At 39.6% G+C, this 23,897-nt stretch carries 23 protein-coding genes and 1 tRNA gene; 10 read left to right on the forward strand and 14 right to left on the reverse strand.

What is annotated here, in order from left to right; all coding sequences use genetic code 11:
- Positions 1 to 6 precede the first annotated feature (6 nt).
- Positions 7 to 1,596, forward strand: a complete 1,590-nt coding sequence (gene pseG, locus HUU81_RS12470; protein WP_199609259.1) for a UDP-2,4-diacetamido-2,4,6-trideoxy-beta-L-altropyranose hydrolase — start codon at positions 7 to 9, stop codon at positions 1,594 to 1,596.
- 9 nt (positions 1,597 to 1,605) lie between these two features.
- The gene (gene pseI, locus HUU81_RS12475; RefSeq protein ID WP_199609260.1) at positions 1,606 to 2,664 is read left to right on the forward strand and encodes a pseudaminic acid synthase; all 1,059 of its coding nucleotides are present in this window, start codon (positions 1,606 to 1,608) and stop codon (positions 2,662 to 2,664) included.
- Positions 2,665 to 2,674: 10 nt separating this feature from the next.
- On the opposite strand, the gene HUU81_RS12480 is transcribed toward pseI, so the two are convergent.
- The 10 genes from HUU81_RS12480 to rppH all read right to left on the reverse strand — a co-directional run bounded on the left by HUU81_RS12480 (position 2,675) and on the right by rppH (position 11,701).
- A tRNA-Arg gene (locus tag HUU81_RS12480) sits at positions 2,675 to 2,749 on the reverse strand.
- 78 nt (positions 2,750 to 2,827) lie between these two features.
- Positions 2,828 to 3,610: a FlgO family outer membrane protein gene (locus HUU81_RS12485; protein WP_199609261.1), complete on the reverse strand. Its 783-nt coding sequence runs from the start codon at positions 3,608 to 3,610 to the stop codon at positions 2,828 to 2,830.
- 41 nt (positions 3,611 to 3,651) lie between these two features.
- A complete protein-coding gene (locus HUU81_RS12490; protein ID WP_233520497.1) occupies positions 3,652 to 4,443 on the reverse strand; it encodes a FlgO family outer membrane protein in 792 nt (263 codons plus the stop codon).
- Positions 4,444 to 4,453: 10 nt separating this feature from the next.
- Positions 4,454 to 5,068, reverse strand: a complete 615-nt coding sequence (locus HUU81_RS12495) for a FlgO family outer membrane protein (RefSeq protein ID WP_199609262.1) — start codon at positions 5,066 to 5,068, stop codon at positions 4,454 to 4,456.
- A gap of 120 nt (positions 5,069 to 5,188) precedes the next feature.
- A complete protein-coding gene (gene galU / locus HUU81_RS12500; protein WP_325071799.1) occupies positions 5,189 to 6,094 on the reverse strand; it encodes a UTP--glucose-1-phosphate uridylyltransferase GalU in 906 nt (301 codons plus the stop codon).
- 17 nt (positions 6,095 to 6,111) lie between these two features.
- Positions 6,112 to 6,945 carry a thymidylate synthase gene (locus HUU81_RS12505; RefSeq protein ID WP_199609264.1) on the reverse strand — a complete coding sequence of 278 codons (834 nt, stop codon included), beginning with the start codon at positions 6,943 to 6,945 and terminating at the stop codon, positions 6,112 to 6,114.
- A gap of 54 nt (positions 6,946 to 6,999) precedes the next feature.
- A complete protein-coding gene (lgt, locus tag HUU81_RS12510) occupies positions 7,000 to 7,797 on the reverse strand; it encodes a prolipoprotein diacylglyceryl transferase (RefSeq protein WP_199609265.1) in 798 nt (265 codons plus the stop codon).
- Positions 7,798 to 7,811: 14 nt separating this feature from the next.
- Complete coding sequence (locus HUU81_RS12515; RefSeq protein WP_199609266.1) at positions 7,812 to 8,618, reverse strand: sulfite exporter TauE/SafE family protein; 807 nt, start codon at positions 8,616 to 8,618, stop codon at positions 7,812 to 7,814.
- A 220-nt stretch (positions 8,619 to 8,838) separates the two neighbouring features.
- On the reverse strand, positions 8,839 to 11,130 hold the full coding sequence (gene ptsP, locus HUU81_RS12520; protein ID WP_199609267.1) for a phosphoenolpyruvate--protein phosphotransferase: 2,292 nt from the start codon (positions 11,128 to 11,130) through the stop codon (positions 8,839 to 8,841).
- A gap of 64 nt (positions 11,131 to 11,194) precedes the next feature.
- Positions 11,195 to 11,701 (reverse strand): RNA pyrophosphohydrolase, encoded by a 507-nt coding sequence (rppH, locus tag HUU81_RS12525; protein WP_199609268.1) that lies wholly within the window; start codon positions 11,699 to 11,701, stop codon positions 11,195 to 11,197.
- Positions 11,702 to 12,128: 427 nt separating this feature from the next.
- Between rppH and mutH the strand changes: the two genes are divergently transcribed.
- Positions 12,129 to 12,830 carry a DNA mismatch repair endonuclease MutH gene (gene mutH, locus HUU81_RS12530; RefSeq protein WP_199609269.1) on the forward strand — a complete coding sequence of 234 codons (702 nt, stop codon included), beginning with the start codon at positions 12,129 to 12,131 and terminating at the stop codon, positions 12,828 to 12,830.
- Between the two features lie 98 nt (positions 12,831 to 12,928).
- Here the strand turns inward: mutH and HUU81_RS12535 are convergent, their stop codons facing one another.
- Complete coding sequence (locus HUU81_RS12535) at positions 12,929 to 14,368, reverse strand: hypothetical protein (protein WP_199609270.1); 1,440 nt, start codon at positions 14,366 to 14,368, stop codon at positions 12,929 to 12,931.
- A 329-nt stretch (positions 14,369 to 14,697) separates the two neighbouring features.
- Between HUU81_RS12535 and HUU81_RS12540 the strand changes: the two genes are divergently transcribed.
- From HUU81_RS12540 to HUU81_RS12570, 7 genes are all read left to right on the forward strand, one after another.
- Entirely contained in the window at positions 14,698 to 15,648 is a 951-nt protein-coding gene (locus HUU81_RS12540; protein ID WP_199609271.1) for a CHAD domain-containing protein, read from the forward strand.
- Positions 15,649 to 15,670: 22 nt separating this feature from the next.
- Positions 15,671 to 16,570 carry a DUF350 domain-containing protein gene (locus HUU81_RS12545; protein ID WP_199609272.1) on the forward strand — a complete coding sequence of 300 codons (900 nt, stop codon included), beginning with the start codon at positions 15,671 to 15,673 and terminating at the stop codon, positions 16,568 to 16,570.
- Positions 16,571 to 16,691: 121 nt separating this feature from the next.
- Entirely contained in the window at positions 16,692 to 18,356 is a 1,665-nt protein-coding gene (locus HUU81_RS12550; protein ID WP_233520625.1) for a polyamine aminopropyltransferase, read from the forward strand.
- A 79-nt stretch (positions 18,357 to 18,435) separates the two neighbouring features.
- The gene (locus tag HUU81_RS12555; RefSeq protein ID WP_199609273.1) at positions 18,436 to 18,849 is read left to right on the forward strand and encodes a YjfI family protein; all 414 of its coding nucleotides are present in this window, start codon (positions 18,436 to 18,438) and stop codon (positions 18,847 to 18,849) included.
- A gap of 15 nt (positions 18,850 to 18,864) precedes the next feature.
- Positions 18,865 to 19,557 carry a PspA/IM30 family protein gene (locus HUU81_RS12560; protein WP_199609274.1) on the forward strand — a complete coding sequence of 231 codons (693 nt, stop codon included), beginning with the start codon at positions 18,865 to 18,867 and terminating at the stop codon, positions 19,555 to 19,557.
- A 117-nt stretch (positions 19,558 to 19,674) separates the two neighbouring features.
- On the forward strand, positions 19,675 to 20,313 hold the full coding sequence (locus HUU81_RS12565; protein ID WP_199609275.1) for a hypothetical protein: 639 nt from the start codon (positions 19,675 to 19,677) through the stop codon (positions 20,311 to 20,313).
- Positions 20,314 to 20,366: 53 nt separating this feature from the next.
- Positions 20,367 to 20,633, forward strand: a complete 267-nt coding sequence (locus HUU81_RS12570; RefSeq protein ID WP_407644851.1) for a hypothetical protein — start codon at positions 20,367 to 20,369, stop codon at positions 20,631 to 20,633.
- Between the two features lie 20 nt (positions 20,634 to 20,653).
- Here HUU81_RS12570 and HUU81_RS12575 read toward each other — a convergent pair whose 3' ends face one another.
- The 3 genes from HUU81_RS12575 to HUU81_RS12585 form a co-directional block, all read right to left on the reverse strand.
- The gene (locus HUU81_RS12575) at positions 20,654 to 21,544 is read right to left on the reverse strand and encodes a substrate-binding periplasmic protein (protein ID WP_199609277.1); all 891 of its coding nucleotides are present in this window, start codon (positions 21,542 to 21,544) and stop codon (positions 20,654 to 20,656) included.
- Positions 21,545 to 21,721: 177 nt separating this feature from the next.
- Positions 21,722 to 23,044: a Na+/H+ antiporter family protein gene (locus HUU81_RS12580; RefSeq protein WP_199609278.1), complete on the reverse strand. Its 1,323-nt coding sequence runs from the start codon at positions 23,042 to 23,044 to the stop codon at positions 21,722 to 21,724.
- A 112-nt stretch (positions 23,045 to 23,156) separates the two neighbouring features.
- Positions 23,157 to 23,804, reverse strand: a complete 648-nt coding sequence (locus tag HUU81_RS12585) for a hypothetical protein (RefSeq protein WP_199609279.1) — start codon at positions 23,802 to 23,804, stop codon at positions 23,157 to 23,159.
- Between the last annotated feature and the right edge of the window lie 93 nt (positions 23,805 to 23,897).

Raw genomic sequence — 23,897 nt, forward strand, 5'->3', positions numbered from 1 at the left:
ATTAATATGATAAACAGCCAGCATGCCATTTTTAGGTTTGACGCTTCCAGCGCACTTGGTGCAGGTCATTTTTATCGTTGCTTATCGCTTGCTCAATCCTTGAAGCAACATGGCTTTCAGTGTGCGTGTATTTCATATGAATTACCACCTCAGCTTGCTGAACTTTGGGAAGCAAACGGCTTTAATCTTCATCCATTGTCTTCAAATGAGTACAATCGAGCGGCGAAATTTAAACAGATTAACGATGGACTAATCACAGCAAACCAACTGGAAGTTATTCAATCTCAAGACGCCAAAATAATTCCTTTACTCATAGTTGATCATTATCACTTACACAGTGATTGGTACCGCCCTATTAAGCCGCTTGTAAAACATATTTTAACGATAGACGACTTAGCAAATAGATCACATCACTGCGACAGTCTGCTTGATCAGTCTGTAAGCCGCAATAAAAGTGATTATTCCAAATTAACACCAGCACACTGTCAATTTATGTTGGGCACCCAATACTCCTTATTAAATCAACAGTTTAATGCGTTTAAAACGCATAAAGTTGATACATCCAAACCCATATCTAACGTTATGCTAAGTTTTGGCGCCATGGATAGCCATAACCTCTCCGGTGTTACGTTAGATGCATTGGATGATATTGCTGCTACTCACAATATACGTGTGTCGATTGTGCTCAGTTCAGCCTCCCCTACTGTTTCTGCTATTCAGCGTCAACTTCTGCAAACAAAGTGTAAATCAGCTTTATTTCTTGATGTAACAAATATTGCAGCACTCATGGCGAAGCAAGATTTGATTATAGGCGCATGTGGCATGTCGACGTGGGAACGTGCTGCGTTAGGCATACCAACTGTTTGTATTATTGACGCCGATAACCAGCAGGACAATGGCCATATACTTGCAGAAAAGGAGGCTGCGATCGTATTGGGAGTCTGGGACGAGATAACCCCCAAAAAAATAACAGACACTGTAAATGACTTAATCGCCCGACCCGATATACGTCTTAAACTGCATAATAACAGTAAACAGTTATGCGACGGTAACGGCTGTCAAAGAGCAAGTGCGTTGTTATCTAAAGCCGTCTCGAAAAAAGCGCTCCCTTCACCACATTTACTTAAGTTGCGTAAAATCAGCCAAAATGATTGCGATACTCTTTATCAATGGCAGTGCGACCCCAGTACACGGCTATTTTCGCGTAATACTGAAATCCCCTCAAAAGAAAGTCATATTGCTTGGTTTCATGCATCACTTCACAATCCCCTACGAGCAATTTATATTCTTAGTGACGAACTCAATCAAGCATTGGGAATGGTAAGAGTTGATTTTGAACAGGCCAATTTAGATAAAGCTGAAGTATCAATCGCAATTTCGCCCGCCAATAAAGGCAAGGGTCTGGGCAAATCAGCATTGTTATTACTCAGAGAACGATATTTAACTACTACATTATTAGCTTATATTGACTCGCGAAATACAGCTTCCTTAAAAATATTTGCGAGTACTGGATACCAGACATGTGAAAAAAAAGATTGGTATATAAGCCCCCCCCCCATTTACTTAACGAGCAAAAGCCACAATTCGGTGATATAAGAGATTAATATGTTTAAAATTAACAACCGCATCATAGACAGTCATCACTCTCCTTACGTAATAGCCGAAATGTCGGGAAATCATAATGGAGATATAAATCGAGCGATAGAACTAATTAAAACAGCGAAAGCCTGTGGTGCTGACGCAGTTAAACTGCAAACCTATACTGCTGATACCATTACTCTTAAGTCGGATAAACCAGATTTTCGAATTTCTGAAGGTTTGTGGCAAGGTCACACCCTTCATGACTTATACGAATGGGCACATACGCCATGGGAATGGCACAAGACACTATTTGAAAAAGCCAAAGAGTTAAATATCACCATTTTTAGCTCTCCATTCGACTTTACTGCTGTTGATTTTTTAGAAGAATTAAATGCACCTGCTTATAAAATTGCCTCGTTTGAAGTGATTGATACTCCGTTAATTGAATATGTTGCGAAAACAGGTAAGCCAATGATTATGTCTACCGGCATGGCTACCAAAGAAGAAATAGCTGAAGCTCTAGCTGTTGCGCATTCAACAGGCAATAAGCAGATTGCCCTACTTCATTGTATCAGTGGTTACCCTACTCCTGTTTCGCAAGCCAATCTTCGAACATTGCTAGATTTAGCTGAGTCGTTTAACGTGCCAGTTGGACTTTCTGATCATACAATGGGCACCGTTGCCGCTACGGCATCCGTTGCATTAGGGGCGACAATTGTTGAAAAGCATTTTACGCTATCACGTGAAGACGGTGGACCTGACGCAGCCTTTTCACTTGAACCAAGCGAGTTAAAGCAGTTATGTGAAAATGTACAACAAAGCTGGCAAGCACTTGGCATCGCTGGATATGAATGTAAACCAGCTGAGCAGCAAAACCTGCAGTTTCGTCGTTCACTTTATGTAACGAAGTCAGTTAAAAAGGGAGAGTTATTCACGTTAGATAATGTGAAGAGTGTAAGACCGGGTTACGGTTTAGCGCCAAAACATTTATACGATGTGTTAGGGAAAGCCGCAAAAGTTGACATTGATGCTGTGACAGCACTCACGGATAACTTAGTATCTAATTTTGAGAGTAACAAATAACCTAATTTGGTGGCGGCCCCGACAGGAATCGAACCTGTAACTAAGACTTAGGAGGTCCCTATTATATCCATTTAACTACGGGGCCAACGTAGCTTAAAAGTGGTCTTAGTTTAAGCCTATACAATTTGCATTGTAAACTCTTAATTTCAATTAAAGCAGTGAGTTATTGAGTCTCATCTGATTCTTCTGATTGATTATAGTCTACGACTCTAGGGCCAAGTGATGAAAGTACAAAGTATGGGATGACACTATTGGCTGTGGCGATTACCGTTTTCATTTCTGTGTGAACCACTCGCGCATTAACCATGACACCGTTTGCACCATAGCTCAGTGTACCCGACAATATATAGTCAATTTTCTGAATATTATCTAACTCTTGATGAACCCGAGAAAATGCAAAGTCGCCAGACTCGGATAGCTGGATATTACCCATCGTTTTATAATCAACAACTAGTACTCCAAACTGCTGAATTTCATGAATTAAGCTTTCGGCAAGTTGGTTACCAAGAATATTGGTATTTTTCAAAGTAGGATCCAAATCAACAAATGAGGTAACCGCAACTGAAGAAGTTGCATCCATCATTCTTAAATTCTCAACTAGTTTAATCGCCAACTGTTCTGCATATTCATTTAAATACTTATGATGAAAGCTAGGCGAGAACATATGGTTTGTTTCAACCATATATTCATCTGGATTGATTTCAGCGTACTCTTTACCTTCTTGGTAATATGCAGTGTTCTGCGGTCTAGCATACGTAACCGTACTAGATGTACTTGACGATTGTGACACCATTGTACTTTCGCTACTACTTACTGTGGCACCACAATAATAGTATTCACCGTCGTCAAATTTGCACACAGTCGGCGTATCCACTACTGGAGTCACTAAGCACCCCTGTAACAAGCCAACGCTTAATAAAGGCATGATTATGTTAGATAATTTCACAAGCTTTATACCTCAATTGTAATTACCAAATTAGCCCTGTATTACTCTTCAGACTGTACTAAAGACACGCCATCTTTTGCACTGGTACTGAATAATGCGTTAGCCACGTAGCTTGGAATAAACCCTTGTGCTGAAGCAACCACCGCTTTGGTATCAATACCAACAATACGCGCATTCACTAAATACCCTGCTTGGTATTTAACAAGTGTGCCAGCCACAACGTACTCGATAGGTAGTTCAGATTCTAATTCCAAGAAATCACGGCTAAAAATAAAGTCACCTTGAGGAGTAACCCGAATGTAATTGGTGGTTTTAAAATCGATGACCGGTATACCAAATTTATGGATCTCGTGAATGAAGCTTTCAGATATTTGATTGCCCAGTAACGATGCATGCTGGTAATCACCATCAAGAAACACAAAACTGGTTACGCCTAATGGTGTTTTCTCATTGACGAACTGCAAATTTTCCACCATTCGATGCATAATGCCACGAACGTAATGATTAATATTCTTATTCAATGGCGCGCGCATATTGTGACCTGAAGCTGCCATGGCCATTATTCTATCGCCATTCCCTTGGTAATTTTGCTTATAAGGAATATTTAATTGATTCGTCATTTGAAATTTAGCATTGGCTGCAGAGCTGGTAGAAGGATTTTGTAAACCAACCACATTTACAGAGTTTGCTTGGTCATGATATCGATCTACATCATGCTTATCCTGCACTATCACTCTCTTTGGTTGTGAATCGTCTGCTCCAATCCAACGTTCGACGGTGCTGCACCCAGACAATAAGATAATTGCGGGCAATAGCAGGGTTAATTTCTTCATGTTTCCTCCGTTAGTAAGCTGTGCGGCTTACTACACCATTGCGGCTGATTACCTTTTCCTCAGCCCAAAAAATATTAGCAGGCACAAAGTGTGTTGCTGCTGCAATCACTTCGCGCGTTTCAATGTTAATCAGTCTAGCGTTAACGACTATACTTCGCTCTTGTTGGGTTAGTGTGCCTGTTAGAAAGTAATCAATGTGCTGCTGCGCTTGCAAATCAGCCACATTTCTTGACAACATTAAATCACTCGACTTTGTCATCTTAATTATCGGCATCGTTTTATATTCTATAACCGTAAATCCGCGCTGGGTTGCAGAAGACATTAGCCCTTCTTCCAATTGCAGGCCGACCAAATGTACAGGACTGTTTTTATTGTTCGAATGTGTCAATGTTTCGACAGGTGTAAAAGTACCGACTGCGATTCTGCCATAGGGTTTAAAGTCTGAAAGCGACATAAATAACTTTTCAGCTAATTGTTCAGTATAGTGATGAATGGAATAGTTGCTTGAACGAGGCGTGTATTGCTCTCTTGGCAGCTCAGCATTTTCTGAAGACGAAAAAGAAATAGGTAGCGATGAACACCCGGCAATACTTGCCAGTAATAGGAAAATAAATGACACTTTCATTTTTCAATACCGTTAAATTACAACATACAAATTTAACAGCAATAACAGTGCCAACTTATATTTTTAAAGGGCAGGAAACGCAGCATGCTTAATGCTACGATTTCCAGTCATTAATTGTGGTTAGCTTTTTACCTGTGTTAGCTTGGCCTGTGCCAGCTCCGACAAGTATTCACCAAACTCCTCTTTTAATTCGCTGTGTCTTAACGCGTATTCAACGTTTGCTTTCATATAGCCTAGCTTGCTACCACAATCATGGCTTTTTCCTTTCATATAATACGCTTGTACCGGATCTTGTTCTAATAGCATGTCAATAGCATCGGTTAGCTGTATTTCGTCACCTGCACCAGGTGGCGTTTTTTGTAACAAAGGCCAAATTTTTTCACTTAACACATATCGGCCAACAACGGCCAAATCACTTGGCGCTTCGTCTAATGAGGGCTTTTCTACCACTTTCTTGATATTGGTTGAGTCACCCGGCGCTAATTGATCGCCATTAATATCAACAATACCAAACTTATTCACGTCTTGATGAGCCACCTGCTCTACCATAATTTGGCTGTGCTGATCTTCGTTGTAGCGCGCCATCATTTCTGCAAGGTTTTCTTTAGATAAGTCACTGTGATACTCGTCAATCAATACGTCAGGTAATAACACTGCAAAAGCATGGTCGCGAATGATAGGATACGCACACATGATTGCATGCCCTAACCCCTTTGCTTCACCTTGACGGATGCTAATGACTGTCACATCTTTCGGGCAAATCGCTTGCACTTCTTCTAAAAGTTGGCGCTTAACGCGTTTTTCTAGCGTAGCTTCTAATTCAAAGCTTTTATCAAAGTGGTTTGCAACTGAATTCTTACTTGAATGAGTCACCAGCACAATTTCTTTTATTCCTGCAGCAATGGCTTCATTAACCACATGCTGGATAAGCGGCTTATCAACGACTGGTAACATCTCTTTAGGGATTGCTTTGGTGGCAGGTAACATTCTAGTACCAAGTCCAGCCACAGGGATTACTGCTTTCATTGTCATGGATTATTCCTTTAAATTGCTATTGGCGCTTTAATATGCGGATGAGATTGGTAATCAATCAACTCAAAATCATCAAAGTTGAATTCTAAGATATGTTTTACTTGAGGGCTTATTTTCATTTTTGGTAATGGGTGCGGTGTGCGCCCTAACTGCTCATTTGCCTGTTCTAAGTGATTACTATACAAATGTGCATCACCTAAAGTATGAACAAATTCGCCTAACTCTAAATCACATACCTGCGCTATCATCATAGTAAGCAACGCATAGCTTGCAATATTAAATGGAACACCTAAAAAGATGTCAGCACTGCGCTGATAAAGCTGGCAAGACAACTTATTGTTACTTACATAAAACTGAAATAGGGTATGACAAGGAGGTAGCGCCTGCTTACCATTGGCCGCATTTTCTTTTGGAGACTTAGATGAGTCAGGCAGTACACTCGGGTTCCACGCACTTACAATTAAGCGCCTTGAATCCGGGTTAGCTTTAATTTGCTCAATTACTTCGGTTATTTGGTCAATTGACGTTCCATCACCGGCATCCCAGCTACGCCACTGCTTACCATAAACAGGGCCAAGCTCGCCATCATCCGTTGCCCACTCATTCCATATTGATACGCCATTCTCATTTAAGTAGGCAATATTCGTTTCGCCTTTTAAGAACCATAGCAGTTCATGGATAATCGAGCGCAAATGACACTTTTTTGTTGTCACTAACGGAAAACCATCGGCTAAATTAAATCGCATTTGATAACCAAATACACTGCGAGTGCCGGTACCAGTTCGATCTTCTTTCTTGTCACCGTTGTCGATAACATGCTGCATTAACTCTAAGTATTGCTTCATACTAACATCTACTATTTATTTAACTTTTTACAAATTACTTACTTGGACGTTTACTTAAACAGAAACAGGTTTATTACTATTTCTATAGCCATTAATTATCAGTGCTAGTCCAACTATAACCATTGGTAACGACAATAATTGTCCCATCGACACCCAACCACTAAATAACCCTAGGTGAGCATCAGGCTCTCGGAAAAACTCAATAATGAAGCGGAAACTACCATATCCCACTAAAAACAATCCACCCACAGTACCTGCAGGTCGGTCTTTTTTAGCAAAAAGATAAACAATTATAAACAGCACCACACCTTCTAATAAAAATTCATAAAGCTGCGACGGATGTCGTGGTAATGGCCCAGCCCCAGGAAAAATAAATGCCCATGGCACGTCGGTTGTTCTTCCCCAAAGTTCAGCATTGATAAAGTTGCCTAAACGGCCAGCGCCTAACCCAATAGGGATCAGTGGCGCAACAAAGTCACCAATTTCAAGAAATCGCTTTTTCTCTTTTCTTGCAAAAATATATATTGCGGTTATGACGCCTAACAATCCACCGTGGAAAGACATTCCGCCTTCCCATACTTTGAGAAGATATAACGGTTCTTGCAGAAAATATTCAAACTGATAAAACAGAACATAACCGATACGCCCCCCCAAAATAACGCCCAAAAAGCCAAAAAATAATAAATCAGAGACTTGCTCTTTGGTCCATTCATTTTGGGATTTTTCAGCCGCTTTATTAGCTAAAAATAAGGCCGCTGCAAAGCCTACCAAATACATTAATCCGTACCAACGAACAGCAAGAGGACCAATTTCAAAAATAATGGGATCTATTTGTGGAAAAGCTAACGCCATGTAAACAATAACTCCTAACTAAAAATCATCTTCAGCGCGATAATACTCAGTAACACCGCAAAAATTCGTTTTAATTTCTTAATTGGCATCGTTTGTACCAATCTTGCACCGATCGGTGCAGTTAACATTGAAGTTATAATAACTCCAAATACCGCAGGTAAGAATACATACCCCAAATAACCTGTTTGCCAGTTAGTTTGCTCCCAGCCACTATAAATAAATCCAGCTGAACCAAATATTGCAATAGCAAACCCGCACGCTGCAGCAGCGCCAATGGCTCGACGAATGTCTACGCCAAAATAATTCAACGTTGGGACAATTAGCGCACCACCGCCAATCCCCACCAATGAACTCATACCGCCCAGCACGGTACCTATTAATACTATTACAGGGCCTGGCGGCAATGTTTTATCTGTATGAATAACTGTTTTGCTTGTTGCCATTCTAATTGCGATAAACACAACCGCAACAGCAAAAATATTTTTAAGCCACTCTGCATTAACCTGACTGGCAAACACACCAACCAATGCAGCTCCGAGAGCCACGCCAGACATTATCCACGGGGCAAATTCCCAAGGAACATTATCTTTACGATGATGTGCTAAACAAGAGGAGTATGAAGTAAAAATAATCGTAGCTAGCGAAGTGGCAATTGCAACAACCACCGCTTTTTCTGGCGTTGCTATCTCAAAATAAGGTAAAAGAAACATAAGAAAAGGGACCACCAACAGCCCGCCACCAATACCTAATAAACCTGCTAAGACGCCTACTAGACCACCAAGACAGGCACACAGTAGAAAAACATACAGCATTTCTAACATTAGTATTGATCTCTTATTAGTATGAGTAATTACAAGCTGTCAAACTGGTAATTGAATATTATGCACAATCCTTCATTACTCGCCCTGTTGGTGAGCACACTTTAAAAGATTATTACTTATCGCCTTTAAATTTTACGGCGGCTATTGTAGCAAGTCTGACTGTGAAAGATACAATCAATTTTAAGGTCACAAAAATGATTAACTGGTAAATGATAGAGTATTAACCACCTGCATGAATAAGGTGCGACATTTTATGTGCTCGTAGTACTTTATCCATAATAGCTTTAACGTTATGTGCTGAAGATGCATTTAAACATTGATCAAGTATATCTGTCATCGTACTAACGCTAATGTGCCTTAAGACGTATTTAACTTTAAGTAAATTTTGCGGGTTCATACTCAAGTCTCGATATCCCATTGCAAGTAATAAGATTGCACCACGAGGTTCTCCTGCAAGCTCGCCACAAACACTCACAGGCGTGTGCAAATTCGCTGATTGGTTTGCAATTTTCGCTAACACCCGTAACACCGCGGGATGGAATGAGTCATATAACGATGCAACCCGAGCATTATTTCTGTCTACCGCGAGTAAATATTGGGTCAAGTCGTTGCTGCCTACTGAAAAGAAGTCGACTCTTTGGGCTAGTTCCTGTAATTGAAAGACTGCTGCAGGCACCTCTAACATCACGCCTATACTCGGCTTGTTAATGTCTTTAACGTTATGTTGGGCTTTATACTCTTCATTTACCTCAAAGTAAGCTTGCTTAATGAAGCGTAGAGCTTCATCTACTTCTCCTACATCAGCCACCATGGGTAGCATCAGTTTAAGGTTACCTTTTCCTATATTTGCTTTTATCAACGCCCTGATCTGCACTAAAAAGATTTCTGGATGATCGAGTGTCACTCTAATCCCACGCCATCCAAGAAATGGATTATCCTCAACGATAGGGAAATAAGGGAGTGACTTATCACCACCAATATCTAAGGTGCGGATTGTTACAGGGTCGTTTGGATACAACTCTAAGGCGCGGCGATACAGCGTTGCTTGCTCCGTTTCCGAAGGGAAGTACTCTTTCAACATGAAAGGCAACTCAGTACGATACAAGCCAATACCTGCAGCATGAAGGTGAAGGCCATGTTCAGCTTCAAGCCCTAAGCCACTGTTAAGTAAAAGAGAGAAGGCTACATTATCGAGAGTGTTTGATGGTAAGTGTACTTCTTCAAGTAACTGCGTTTGCATCATCGCTTCTTCATCAAGTAGCTTTTGATACTCACCGATTACCGCGTCAGGTGGTGAAACTAAAACAAAGCCGTTATAGCCATCAACTGCCAGTGTTTTACCCTCAATGTCCATTAAAGGTAACTCTTCTACGCCAAGCACAGCAGGGATCCCCATACCACGCGCCATAATAGCGGCATGTGAATTGGTTGAGCCTTTTACAGAAACAATGGCTTTTAAGTTCTTACGAGGGATGTCGGCTAGCATTGACGCTGTCACTTCATTTGCGATTAAGATAACGTCTTCAGCTACTTTTAGGTGCTCTTCTGTATGATGATGCTTTTTTTGTAGGTTTTTTAGTACTTGGCACCCTAAATCCCACACATCTGTCGCCCGCTGCCTTATGTAATCATCTTCCATTGAAGAAAACTGATCAATAAACTTATTCACGACAATTTTTAACGCACTCATTGCACACCAGCCCATTTTAATGTGTGCAATAACTTCTTTCCCAATACTGGCAGAGTCAAGCATTTGCTGATATATCTCAAAAATATTCAGCGCATCAGAGGGTAAGTGCTCCGACAATTTTCGTGACATTTCTTCAAAGTCATTACGAGTTAATTCAACAGCCTTATAAAAACACTCAATTTCTTCGTCAATGTTGTCTATTTTACTTAACGAGATGCTATCAAAGTCCACCAGCGGCGAATAAATGACGGCCTGCCCCATTGCTACACCAGCAGCACCCGCCACAGCTTTTAAATGAATTGCTTGATGAGTAGATTGTTTGGGGGCAGAAAAGTGGTGTTTCTTGGTTTCAACGTGAGCAAGTACAGATGCAATTTGTGCAGATAATGTAACTAGAAAAGCCTCTTCATCTTCACTAAATACACGCGCTTCTGATTGTTGTAAGGTAATAACACCCAACACTTTTTTATGATGGATAATTGGCACGCCTAAAAACGCACGATATTGCTCTTCGTGCGCTTCGGGATCAGCTTTAAACCGCTCATGTGAGGATGCATCGGCTAGATTTATAGGTTCTTCTCGTTGACCAACCCAGCCTATAACACCTTCAGCAAAACCAACGGTAAGCCGGCCAACCGCATCCGGGCTTAAACCATCAGTGGCCATCAGCATAAAGTGCTGCTGGCTATTATCAGCTAAAAAAACTGAACAGCACTCAGTCGCCATGGCTTGCCTAGTCATGCAAACCATTTTCTCTAATGCTGTATTAAGTTCAGGTTCTCTATTTACTTCCTGAACGATTCTTCGCAAAGTTGTAAGCATAATAGATATTAAAGCAACACACGCTCTCGTTAGCTACCAAGCTGTTCGTGTTACAACATTTGCTTTATCGTTTAAATCTCTTTCCTTCTTTCTTTTGAAATGGCAATGCAATCGGTGCAAATTCTTTCATGACTTTACGGTAAACATCTCGCTTAAATGAAACCACTTGTCTTACAGGATACCAATAACTTACCCAGCGCCAATCATCAAACTCTGGATGGCTAGTATCCAACAAATTTACGTCACTGTCTTTACAGGTAAGTCGTAATAAAAACCACTTTTGTTTTTGACCTATACAAACAGGACTGCTGTCTCTTCTTATTAAGCGTTTTGGTAACTTATATCGAAGCCAATGCTTGGTTGTGCAAAGTATTTCAACATCATCTCGATTTAAGCCCACCTCTTCTTTAAGCTCGCGATACATGGTTTGCTCAGGCGTTTCATCTTTATCTATCCCACCTTGTGGAAACTGCCAAGAGTGCTGACCAAACCGACGAGCCCAAAAAACTTGTCCATGATTATTGCAGATTACAATGCCGACATTCGCTCTGAAGCCTTCGGCATCTATCACGTTAAATCCTAGCAAAACAATCTTTAATGGTAAGATTCAACCATATTCGCTTAGTTTGAGCAACGACAATTTTCTGTATGAATACTTTATACTCAGGTACAACCTTAGACTATCCACACAGACTGTGGATAAATATGTTTAAAAGTTTAACTGGAAAGCGAATTAATTTAGTTATACAACAGCACAAAATGTAGAAAATAAAAATAGACAAATAAATTCAATAACTTACCTTCATACCAATCCGCGTTGCAAAAATAAAACTTGTGGATAACATTGCTTGTATCATTTTTAACCATAACTTTATTCACAGTTTAAAAAGTAATAACTGCTCGAATTGTGAATAAACAATTTCCCTATGATTTAACATTGTCAATGATAGAATACGTATATTCATTTGCTAATTTGCACATTGTTACCACAAATATAAATGACTAGCTCTTATTCACAAAAGCCTACACCTCCACAATCTGAAAACGAATTACTGGAACGATGTAATCGCATTGCAGGGCACTCTATTGCTGAATTAGCTCAACAATTTAATGCTGCAACGCCAAAAAATTTAGTTAAAGACAAGGGTTGGCTAGGTCAAATGCTTGAACATGCACTTGGAGCAAGTGCGGCCTCCCGTCCAGAACCAGACTTCCCGCAATTAGGTATTGAATTAAAAACCTTACCCATCACTCCAAGTGGTAAACCACTAGAAACAACCTACGTCAGCATTACCCCATTGATTAATGTTAATGGGCTAAAGTGGCATCAGAGCAATGTTTATAAAAAACTAAGGCGCATTTTATGGGTACCCATTGTCACCAAAACACACGCCAATGAGACTATTCCTTTATCACAACGCATAATCGCAACGCCCTTTATCTGGAGCCCTTCTGAAGCGCAAATGAATAGTTTAAAAGCAGACTGGGAAGAAATTATGGAAATGATTGCTACCGGTGAAGTGGAGTCTATCACGGCACGAATTGGTACTGTTATGCAGCTTCGCCCTAAAGGCGCAAATGCCAAAGCCTTAACAAATGCAATTGGTAAAGATGGCACCGTAATCCAAACACTACCAAAAGGCTTTTATCTAAAAACTGAATTTACAAAGAAAATATTAGCAGAGCACTTTTCTTTATAAACCTATTTAAAGTATTAAATTCTGAATTGTAGAAATAAAAAAAGCCATGACGAAATTAACACCATGGCTCATTCACTATTAATTTGCATTAATACTTTTTAATCTTCTAAGCAAGCTTCCCAGGTTTCTCCATCAAAGCTGCACTCTGTAGTATGTGTACCGTCTTTAGCACGAATAAATCTTTCCCATAAGCCTTCATTATTCTTAGTAACTTGTGTTAACTGATCGCCTTGAGAGAAGTCATATCGCTTATACCAGCTGTTATAAGGGATCTGAACTTCTTCATCAAATTTATAACCCATTACTGAAAGCTCATCGATTAACTCTTGAGTGTCAAAAGCTTCTTCATTATTAGCAAGATCTATCCAGTGAGGTAGTGTTAAACTTTGCCATTGAGAAACTGAGGTAAAGAACGACTTACCACCTTCATTATAGTAAGCCGAAAAGTTTCTCCAGCCTATGCTTCCAACTTCTGTAGGTTGACAGTTAGTATGATCATCAATTAAATGTAAATTCTTTGAAGAGTTAGATATTGAATACTCTACTCCATTGCTATTTACAAGTACTTGTTCAGAAAAACTACAATCAAACTGATCTGTTTCTCCTCCCATAAAACGCACATCTGTAGTAGTTTCAATCCTTCCAGAATTCCAAGGTTTTGCAACAACATCACGATAATATATAGGACGAATTACTTGAGTAAGTGAGTCATTCATTTGATCTTTTCGCCCTAAGTAACCTGCATCACCATACGAAATATGAACATCTCTAAACCAAACATGCTCATTTGGGTCTGGCAGTGCAACATGGGTATCCTGATAATGAACTACTCGCCTTTCAGTTGCATTTGGATACTGTGTTTCAAGTGAAGATGCATATGCAAAGCTCTGCTTAAGCCCCTTAACAATTTCTAAAGCTAGCAGTGTCGTTTCCGCATCATTTTCCGCAATGAAGTCTGAAAATATTTTTTCAGACGAAATATTGTACTTATTTACAGTGTTATAAATAGTATTAGATAAACGCTCTTTCATTTTATCGCGCTTTTCTTGATCGTTTAATAACGCAGTGCAACTTTCTACAGGAGTTATTCCTAACTCAGCCTTAACGCCTTCCCATAAAACGGTAGTTAAAGGTGAAATATTGAGTAATGTATCGTCAGTAATCGCTGCAAACAGTGGTGGACGATACATTTGATATGCTTCTGTCACTTCACCTTGATCTTCATCGTAAGCGCCTACAGGTACATCTACATATACAGCTGTGTATGCAGCACATTTAGCTTCAGTTGCAGTTAACTCTAGTAAGTAATTACCTGCGTCACCTGACACAGCCGTTGGCTCGCCTTCGTCAAACTGGCCATTACCATTAAAATCCAGCCACACTGTTGCACCACGCACATAACCATCGATCACTTTACCTGTGATTGTTTTATTTTCTGGAGTGATAGGAGGCGGATTAGAGTTATCTGATGACGAGCTTCCGCCACAAGAAGCTAGCAAAGACACCGACAAGGCAAGAGTGAGCGATTTCAAACGCATACTAGATATTCCTTTATAGTTATTTTATAGATGAAATTTTGCTCGTTATACTATAGAAATAATACTTATTATCAATTGTTCTTTGTTACAAAATAAGAATAAATGTAAAGAAAGTTAGCTAATTTAAATCGCTACATTCTTAAAAGCTTCCTGTATTAGCCTTCCTTGCAAGCACGAACTCGTTTCTACCACACAATCGAGCCCTCTAAATTATTTATTATTTTGTTACTAAGCTATAAGCAAATTTAAGCTTTCTCGCTTGGTTATCCGAGATGGCTATGTAAAAATGCATGTCGAAAAATTAACAGCTGCAAATCAGGTGACAATGAATGTCAGAGATCAAAACTTGGAAACTGATTAGTTTGTTTTGTTTGCTCAGCTTATTATTGGGCTGCGACTCTAAAGAAGAGCGAACACAACAAACAATTAAACTATTACATGAAGAAGCAACACTTGAAGTTAACGCTTTAGGTAATGCGTTAGATAAGAAGCAAATCCATAATGCAAAGCTATTAACTGAATATGGAAAAACGCTGAGTCAGCAAAATCCGCAATTAAGTGAAATTGCAAAAGTGATCACACAAGATGCGACTAAGCAAGGACCGTTATACCAAAACCTACTCTCACGTTTAAGCGATTTAAAAACACCTTCACCTGAAATGCCAAGTGAAGAAGTGATTAGACAAATTGAGTTAGTAAAAAGTGCAGCAAAAATCAGTGTATTTGCTGATGCTTTAACTGATCCTATAAATGTATTAGCAGACCTCTCTAACGGCACTTTGCCCCGAGTTGGCGCCATCAGTGAAGCAGCAGAAACTGCAGCTAATAGTGCTACTGATATAGGTAACCAGTTAGTTGGCAACCCTAATTATGGCGAATGGCAAACTAGCTCAAGTGGTATTAGCTTTTGGCAGTGGTATGCCATGTACCGTATATTTGATGACATCTTTGATCGAATAGAGTACGGAAGGTGGAGCAAGCGTCGTAAATATAGTTATTACAACGACTATGGTCGTTCGCGGTACACTAGCTATAAACAATATAAGCATCAAAATAAAATTGAAAACAGGACGCGCCAATCATACAAAAGCCAAGGCAAACAATTTACCAGCCCTTACGCTAAAACTAAAACAGGTGCATCAGGATTGAGCCGCAGTAGCCACACCCCACCCGCTGTGCGTAGTAGTTACTCTAAAGCGAGTAACTATTCAAAGTCGAGCTCTGGCTCGGTGCGCAATAGCTCAAGTAGAACTTCTCGCGGCATTAGCCGAGGCAAATAAGAATAATTAGCGGAGTCTAAACATGCATTACATTACTGGATTAACGGCTTGGTCGATTCAAGCATTATTAATTGATTTCATTATCATTGTCGCCCTATTCGTTAGCTTAAAATATATCAAAGGTTGGGTGTCTAACCTTCATGCTAACGACGAAATAACAGAAAAAGATAACTTTGCATTCGGATTAAGTTTTGCAGCTGGTTTAGCCGGGCTTGCCATCGTATTAACAGGCATTACAAGCGGCGCCTTTGCAGATTCATTAGCACAAGAAGCAACACAAATGGCCGGTTATGGTCTTATCGGTATTGCCCTCATTAAGTTTGGTCACTTTTTTCAAGATAAAGTGACACTTAGAAAAGTGAACCTACACGATGAGATTATCAAGGAAAATATTACTGCTGCACTAGTAGACTTTGGGCATGTAGTCAGTGTAGCGATTGTAATCCGTTCAGCACTAATTTGGGTATTAACTGAAGGCTGGCATGGCTTACCTATTGTAATAGTCGCCTTTATTATCGGTAATCTTTGCTTGTTACTAGTGAGCCAGTACCGAATATTTTTATTTAGACGAACCAATCGCAATGGGGATTGCTTGCAACAAGCAATTACAGACAATAATATTGCGGTAGGTATACGTTATGCAGGCTTTTTAATTGGTAGTGCATTAGCATTAACTGCTGCGACGGGTATTGCCCCTTACGTCGCTGACAACATCACTGCAAGTCTTGTTTACTGGTCAATTACCGCCCTAATCAGCATAGCTGCTTTTATTCTGCTTCATTTAATCATGATAAAAGCGATTCTTTCTGGTACGGATATATCTGATGAAATTAATCGCCAAAAGAATATAGGCGTAGCTACCATTTCCGCAGCAGTTTCATTTTCAATTGGCATAACAATGGCGACTTTACTTGGCGCTTAAGTTTTCCGAGAATTTATATTTTATAGGTGTCTAAGATTTGACAACCTCCACCTCAACGCCCCCAGCTATCGCGGCCAGCAAATTGCGTTTGCTTGGCCACGATATTCTGCTTATAAGTGTTATGGCAATCTTAGCTGGTTGCGGCCTTATTTATGAATATTTACTTTCGCATTACGCGGGAAGAGTATTAGGCGCTGTAGAAAGCGCCATTTATGCCATGATTGGCACCATGATTGTTGCTATGGGGATTGGTGCCTTTCTAGCACGTTGGTTCAAAGATCCCTTTACCGCCTTTGCATGGCTAGAAAGTTTAATTGCATTTCTGGGTATGAGCAGCATTTTAATTATTGCCAATATTATTGCGCTCACTTATACCCTGCCACATACACTCTCCAATCTTTATAATTTACCCACAAGTATCCCGCTTGATGGATATGTTTTCGAACAGCTTCAAGATGCGGCTCGCTTTTTACCTTATGTTTTTGGCTTCGTATTAGGCATTCTAATTGGAATGGAAATTCCTCTTATAGCAAGAATTAGGCAACATGTTTACGGTCGATTTTTAGAAAATAATGCTGGTACTATTTATGGTGCAGATTACATTGGTGCAGGTATTGGAGCTGCTATTTGGGTATCCATAATGCTTTCTTTACCTATCATGCAAGCTGCGGCTTGGACAGCACTCTTTAATATTGTCGCGGGCTTAGTGTTCTTAGCGCGTTACCATCAGCATGTTAAATTTGCTAAATCACTGCTTGTGACTCACATAGTGTTATTCGGCTTATTTGTTCTGTTTTTATTTTTTGCGACATCTTGGATGAAAGATCTAAGCAATGTGTTATACAAAGACAAAGTGATATATTCCGAATCGACTAAGTATCAGCACATAGTTCTCACTGAACGACTAAGTAGAACACAAACGGCTCCTATCAATGACCTATTTCTAAATGGACGGCTTCAGTTTTCAAGTGCCGATGAACATATCTACCACACTATGCTGGTATACCCCGCGATGCTGGCTGCCAACCGTCATGAGCAAGTATTAATTATTGGCGGTGGTGACGGCCTAGCACTTAGAGATGTGCTGAAGTGGCCTGTGCAACAAGCAACACTTGTTGATTTAGATGGTCAGTTATTATCCTTATTTGGATTGAAAAATGCTTCACACCCTTTAATCCAAGAACACCATAAGTATATTTCTTCAAAGTTAACAACACTTAACGGCGACGCGTTTAATGATCCTAGAGCAAACATCATCATTGCCGATGCATTTTTGGAAGTGGAAAAAATGCTTGATCAAGGCCGCCTATTTGACAGCATCATTATTGATTTGCCAGATCCTAACCACCCAGATCTTAACAAGCTTTACAGCGACTATTTCTACAATCACATTCGACAGTTACTTGCCCCAGATGGTGCACTGGTTGTTCAGTCTACTTCTCCCTATCATGCCAAAAATGCTTTTATTAGCATTGCTAAAACCGTTAAACAAGCTGGTTTTAAGCATGTTGAACAGTACCAACAAAACATCCCATCTTTTGGCCAGTGGGGCTGGACTATCGCCACACGCGCAGGCCAGCCAGCAAGCAAACGAATTGAACAAGTTAGTGAAATGCCCATTAACAATAACTGGCTGAATCAAACGTATTTAAAGGCTGCATTTGCCTTTCCAAATAATTTTTTTGATAACAACAGTGTTATTGAAGTCAATCGATTAGGCTCAGGTGTGCTATACGACTATTACCGTCAAGCGTGGCAAGCAGAATCAGAGTTATATAAAAATTAATTTTACAGGTTGACATAATATGTCAGTCATGTAATTCTTTAATCAGACATAGTATGTCAAAGTTAATAAGGTAAAGAAGATGGAATTAAACGAATTATCAATCAAACTTGCAAACTTCGAAACTGAGGGAGCTAACTTTGAATCTTTCTTAATTGCCAATCCTGGTGAACAAGAAGTACTGCAAGTGATTGTAGAGGGAAATGATGAATTACCCATTTTTGTCACACGCACTGAAGAGCAATTAATGTGTATCAGTTACCTGTTTGACGAAAGTGAAGTTAAAGCAGAATTACGCCATGAATTAAATGAAGCTTTATTAAAGTTGAATGTTCCAATTCCTTTAAGTGCTTTTGCCAAAATCGATACACAATACGCGATTTTTGGTGCGTTAGCTGTTAGTTCTTCTTTGGATGAAATAACCCACGAGCTGGTTACCTTAGCTGACAATGCAATTGATGCGCTAGAAGCAGTAACCGCTTATTTAAATGAGTAATAGTGGAGCCAGATTATGAGTATTTTAAAAAAATTATTTACCGCGGTACGTGGTGGTGCTAGAGAAGTTGGCGAATCAATTGTTGACGCTAATGGCATCCGTATATTTGAACAAGAAATTGCTGACGCACAAAACGCCCTTCACAAAGCGAAAAAAAGCTTAACTGAAGTAATGGCAAAAGAAATGCAAACTAAACGCAAAATCAGTGCAATTGATGAGAGCATTGCTGAGCATGAAACTTACGCTGAGCAAGCGCTGGAAAAAGGTAACGAGCCTTTAGCATTAGAAATTGCTGAAAAGATTGGCGATTTTGAAACAGAAAAAGCTGAACATGAACAAGTATTAAGTGGTTTTACTAACCACATTGAAGTGCTTAAACAGCAGGTTAAAGAAGCAGAAAAATCGATAAAAGAAAATCAGCGTCAATTAACAATGGTAAAGACGACTGAGAGCGTACAAAAAGCCACTATGGCAGTTAACAGTACATTACATACAAACGACTCCTCAATGACTAATGCCCGTCAATCTTTAGAACGCATTAAACAGCGTCAACAGGATCGTCAAGACCAACTTGGTGCGGCAAAGCAACTTGAAGCTGCTACAAATGGCGATGATTTAAAAGCGAAACTTGCAGATGCCGGTATTGGTGCACAAAACCAAAAAAGTAGCGACATTCTTGCTCGTATCAAAGCTAAAAAAGCAAATTAATACCACAATGATAATAAAGGAGGCTTAGCCTCCTTTTCTCGTTTTTATGACTACATACCTAACGTGATAGGCTCCGTAATAACCTTAGGTATAAATAAACTAATGAACAGGTGATAAATGTTTGGCTTCTTCAAATCTAAAAAAAAGCCCGAGCGCCAGCTTACTCATCCTAGCGAATTAAAAGTTGACGACATGCTAACGGTTATTGATTCTTTTGCTTACCCTTCTTGGCTTAAAGGACAAACACTGAAAGTTACTGATGTACAAACGTATCAATATCAGCACAGTGCAGAATACGAATTTGTTCTTGAAAGTGAATCAGGCAACGTAGCGTTCCTACAAATTGAGCGTGAAGACGGTGAAGAATTTGCTAACTTCTCTATCAAAATTCAACGCAGTGATGTTGACGCTATTTTCACTTTAGATGAGTTTGCACGTATCTTTGATGAAGATGGTCTCACTCAAATTAAAGTGGCTAATAAACCAGAAAAATTTGAACGCTTCCTCGCTAATACGTATCAGCAATCTGAAGCGCCTTACGTTTGTTACTACCATGAAAAAGACTACCGTAATCTTAGCTTACCTCGCTATCAAGATGAAAGCGGTGAGCCTTGTGAAGTGATTCATCTTGAATCTGAAGATGAAAACCACAGCATAAACATTGAAATCTGGGATGGCGGTGAGACTGAAGTGTCGCTAACAATCTCGCGACCTATTAACGATATTGTAGATCTATTCCCAGGTAACAACGCGTGAATGATAAACAAGCCAAGTGGAAACGCCAAGAGCAGGCCATTCGAGCCACGCAAATGGCGTTCGACTTAAGTAGTGAAGTTCAGAAAAAGATAAAAAAACAAGCGATTGATGAAGAGCTGACTCCTTCAGACATGATCCGGAAAATTCTGCAACTTGAAGTTAAGTCGAATAAAACCCGCCAGCGCTTATCATTTAATTTAAGTGATGAAGAGATTCAACAACTTGCCATTCGCTTCGGTGTCGCTGAAGATGATAAAAGAGCTGTAAAACAGCAGGTTGCGGAGCTCTTAATCCGTCATGCGAATAAAGCTAGTACATAATTGTATCAGCTTTATTTTTATTAACGTTTCATCGAATAACGATCGGTTAATTCTTCAAATTTTCCGCTATTTCTAATTTCATCCAGCGCTTTATTAAACTCGTTTACAATTTCAGGCTTAACTGACTTTTTACTAAACATGACATAAACACTGCCTGTGTTGATGGTTATTTGGTGCTTGGTGATATATTGCCCTAGCCCTTTTCGTCTAATAATTGAGGCACCTACGAAACTATCTTCAAGCACGCCGTCAATGTCCATGTCTAACAAACGCGCGATGTTTATTTCACTCATCATTGCAGGTACAAATAATGAACTGAGTTTATCGTCATCCATTAAACCATCAACAGTATCACCATAATAATATTGATCAACTAAACCAACTTTATGCCCAGCTTCCACAAACTCTTTTATATCAGCCTGTTGATATTTGAAATCATCTGCATTTCTAACGTAAAGCGAAAACGACTCTTCACGGTAAGGACTTGAGAAGATGGCAAAGTTTTCTCGCTCTGCAGTTTTAGATGCGCCTAAAACTAAATCAATTTCACCCGACCTAAGCTCCCCTAAAAGCTCAACCCAAGTTGCTTGATGAAAAGCCAAATCACACTCCATTTTTTCAGCTGCCAACCTTAATATTTCAATATCAAGCCCCTTAACTTCGCGATCAATATCAACATACTGGTAGGGTTCCCACGTATCAAACCCCACGGTTAACTGACAATCATTCTGTTTATTGGTTGCTTTAGATGACTCTTTTGGCGCTGTCGCAGCTTGGTTGCTCTGCTCAACTTTAGTGTCTACTTCATTACCTTGCTGATTATTTGATTGCTGTGGGTTACAAGCAACCATGCACGTCAACACAAAACCAATAACGAGGCTAGGTATGAGGGTTCGAACGCCATTATTCATGCTTATCACCTTTTTAATTTTTATGTGGCCACAGCAATAAGCTTAGTTAAAATTTAAATCTTTACCTCTTTTTTTGATTAAAAATCAAACGTGTATTTTAGATTTCTTGCTGCAAAATACACTATGAATTTAAGCCAAGACGCACTACTACTTGCGTCTTGGCGGTAAGCGAGTTTCTTATAAAATTAACGCTGCAGCCGTACCAAATAGTACTAATGGAATATTATAATGCAGAAAGGTGGGTACAACAGAGTCCCAAATATGATCGTGCTGGCCATCAACATTTAACCCCGATGTTGGCCCTAAAGTAGAATCAGAAGCCGGAGAACCTGCATCTCCTAGCGCACCAGCCGTACCTACTAGCGCTGCAACGGCTAATGGCGTAAAGCCAAAACTCATTGCCATAGGAACATAAATAGATGCGATGATTGGAATTGTTGAGAACGAAGAACCTATCCCCATGGTGATTAACAAACCAGTCAATAACATCAATAGCGCCGCCATTAGCTTACTGTCACCTATTACACTATTAACTGCAAGCACTAAGCTATCAATGCTATTAGTCGCTTTCATGACATCTGCAAACCCCGATGCCGCTATCATGATAAAACCAATCATGCCCATCATATAAACACCTTTTGTAAAGGTGTCGTGTGTTTCGTTGTATTTAACTACCCCAGAAAGCACAAAGATAATGAGCCCTGACAACGAACCCAATATTATAGAACCGGTAAACAATTGAATTGCTAATGCAGCTAATATGGCTGCTACAGCAACCATAATATGAAATACATTAATTTCTTTTGTTTCAGGTTCAATCGATAAAATTTTATCTAACGAATACTCTCGTGATTTGCGATAGGTAATAAAAATAGCGACCAATAAACCTAGGAACATGCCAAAAACAGGGATAGCCATTACGAATGGCAACTGTGCTTTTTCAATTGTAGCGCCGTTTTCAACTAAATTCTGAAATAAAATATCGTTTAAGAAAATACCACCAAACCCAACTGGCAACAGCATATAGGTGGCAGTTAATCCAAATGTAAGCACACACGCGACTAATCGCCTATCTAATTGCAATTGCGCCATTACATGCAGCAAAGGGGGAATAAGAATAGGAATAAAAGCAATGTGTACTGGGACAACATTTTGAGAGGCGACCGCGGCACAGAGTATTACGGCTAATAGTCCAGCTTTTACCCACATAATTTCATGTGGTGTGCTATCTGATTTAATTTTTGAAATGACTTTTGCTGCAAGAACATCAGTAATACCAGACTTTGAAATTGCAACGGCAAACGCCCCTAACATTGCATAATTAAGCGCGATAGTGGCACCGCCTCCTAAGCCATCACTAAATACTTTTATTGTATCTTCTAAGCTTAAACCTCCATATAGTCCACCTACTATTGCGCTTAACACTAAAGCGATTACTACATTAATTCTTAGTAAACTTAACCCAAGCATTAATAAAACAGCTAATACAACCGCATTCATTTAACTTTCCATTGTTTCTTATTATTTTGACTTGATAATAAAGGGAATTTGAGATGAATGCGACACAAATCCCCATTAGGCTTTTCCGTCAAACTAGCCCACCAATACCCTCTTAATCAAAAATAGAAAGCACAATGACTCCGAATGCAATGTCATGCCAATCCAATTTAAAATGCCAATGTGGGCAATGACGATCATGGTAATGATTCATGATGTAATCATTGTGATAAGCATACACCCAGCTAGGATAGTGGCGATTATCATAATGTGGGTAGTGTAAATGACCATAATGATGCTGATGGCGTTTACGCCATTTGTGTGCATGCTTTTTATGCCAAGTATATTGGCGTTCGCTTACATATTGACTTCTAAAAGGATAATCATACTGGTACATATGACTGTGGTTATAGCCATGATATTTATAACCACCTCGATATTTTTTCACATGGTGTTTTGAATAGTTATAACTATGACCATGTGTTGCAATGTGTCTTTTATGTTTGTGTTTTTTACTATCATATTTTTTATGGTGGTTTCTTTTATGATGCTTGTGTTTATGTGCATTAGTGCCAGAACCGTGAACATATTTTTTATGCGAATGAGCATGATGAGCGTGTTTAGCATGTTGCGAATGCTTAGCTGTTTCAGCTCCTTTTCGCATGTGCGACTCTTGCTCTTTTGCAGTTACATTCCCAACCCCAATTAATCCCATTACCAGCACGGCAATTGCAGTAATATTTCTATGTTTGTATATACTCATGCTTATTCTCCTACGGCTAAAAGCGATAACTTAAGCGTAACAAATGAAGCTGAATACAAAGTGAATGGGAAGTCTAAACGTTGAAATGGAATT

The sequence above is a fragment of the Flocculibacter collagenilyticus genome, assembly GCF_016469335.1.
GTDB classification, from domain to species: domain Bacteria; phylum Pseudomonadota; class Gammaproteobacteria; order Enterobacterales; family Alteromonadaceae; genus Flocculibacter; species Flocculibacter collagenilyticus.

Bases quoted from the DNA above. Each gene is read 5' to 3' on its own strand.
- HUU81_RS12575 (WP_199609277.1), bottom strand. From the start codon at position 21,544: ATGAATAATGGCGTTCGAACCCTCATACCTAGCCTCGTTATTGGTTTT.
- HUU81_RS12585 (WP_199609279.1), bottom strand. From the start codon at position 23,804: ATGAGTATATACAAACATAGAAATATTACTGCAATTGCCGTGCTGGTA.
- pseI (WP_199609260.1), top strand. From the start codon at position 1,606: ATGTTTAAAATTAACAACCGCATCATAGACAGTCATCACTCTCCTTAC.
- HUU81_RS12570 (WP_407644851.1), top strand. From the start codon at position 20,367: ATGGCGTTCGACTTAAGTAGTGAAGTTCAGAAAAAGATAAAAAAACAA.
- HUU81_RS12490 (WP_233520497.1), bottom strand. From the start codon at position 4,443: ATGAAGAAATTAACCCTGCTATTGCCCGCAATTATCTTATTGTCTGGG.
- HUU81_RS12505 (WP_199609264.1), bottom strand. From the start codon at position 6,945: ATGAAGCAATACTTAGAGTTAATGCAGCATGTTATCGACAACGGTGAC.
- ptsP (WP_199609267.1), bottom strand. From the start codon at position 11,130: ATGCTTACAACTTTGCGAAGAATCGTTCAGGAAGTAAATAGAGAACCT.
- HUU81_RS12555 (WP_199609273.1), top strand. From the start codon at position 18,436: ATGGAATTAAACGAATTATCAATCAAACTTGCAAACTTCGAAACTGAG.
- HUU81_RS12535 (WP_199609270.1), bottom strand. From the start codon at position 14,368: ATGCGTTTGAAATCGCTCACTCTTGCCTTGTCGGTGTCTTTGCTAGCT.
- galU (WP_325071799.1), bottom strand. From the start codon at position 6,094: ATGAAAGCAGTAATCCCTGTGGCTGGACTTGGTACTAGAATGTTACCT.
- HUU81_RS12565 (WP_199609275.1), top strand. From the start codon at position 19,675: ATGTTTGGCTTCTTCAAATCTAAAAAAAAGCCCGAGCGCCAGCTTACT.
- HUU81_RS12515 (WP_199609266.1), bottom strand. From the start codon at position 8,618: ATGTTAGAAATGCTGTATGTTTTTCTACTGTGTGCCTGTCTTGGTGGT.
- pseG (WP_199609259.1), top strand. From the start codon at position 7: ATGATAAACAGCCAGCATGCCATTTTTAGGTTTGACGCTTCCAGCGCA.
- HUU81_RS12540 (WP_199609271.1), top strand. From the start codon at position 14,698: ATGTCAGAGATCAAAACTTGGAAACTGATTAGTTTGTTTTGTTTGCTC.
- HUU81_RS12495 (WP_199609262.1), bottom strand. From the start codon at position 5,068: ATGAAAGTGTCATTTATTTTCCTATTACTGGCAAGTATTGCCGGGTGT.
- HUU81_RS12550 (WP_233520625.1), top strand. From the start codon at position 16,692: ATGGCAATCTTAGCTGGTTGCGGCCTTATTTATGAATATTTACTTTCG.
- HUU81_RS12545 (WP_199609272.1), top strand. From the start codon at position 15,671: ATGCATTACATTACTGGATTAACGGCTTGGTCGATTCAAGCATTATTA.
- HUU81_RS12580 (WP_199609278.1), bottom strand. From the start codon at position 23,044: ATGAATGCGGTTGTATTAGCTGTTTTATTAATGCTTGGGTTAAGTTTA.
- mutH (WP_199609269.1), top strand. From the start codon at position 12,129: ATGACTAGCTCTTATTCACAAAAGCCTACACCTCCACAATCTGAAAAC.
- lgt (WP_199609265.1), bottom strand. From the start codon at position 7,797: ATGGCGTTAGCTTTTCCACAAATAGATCCCATTATTTTTGAAATTGGT.
- HUU81_RS12560 (WP_199609274.1), top strand. From the start codon at position 18,865: ATGAGTATTTTAAAAAAATTATTTACCGCGGTACGTGGTGGTGCTAGA.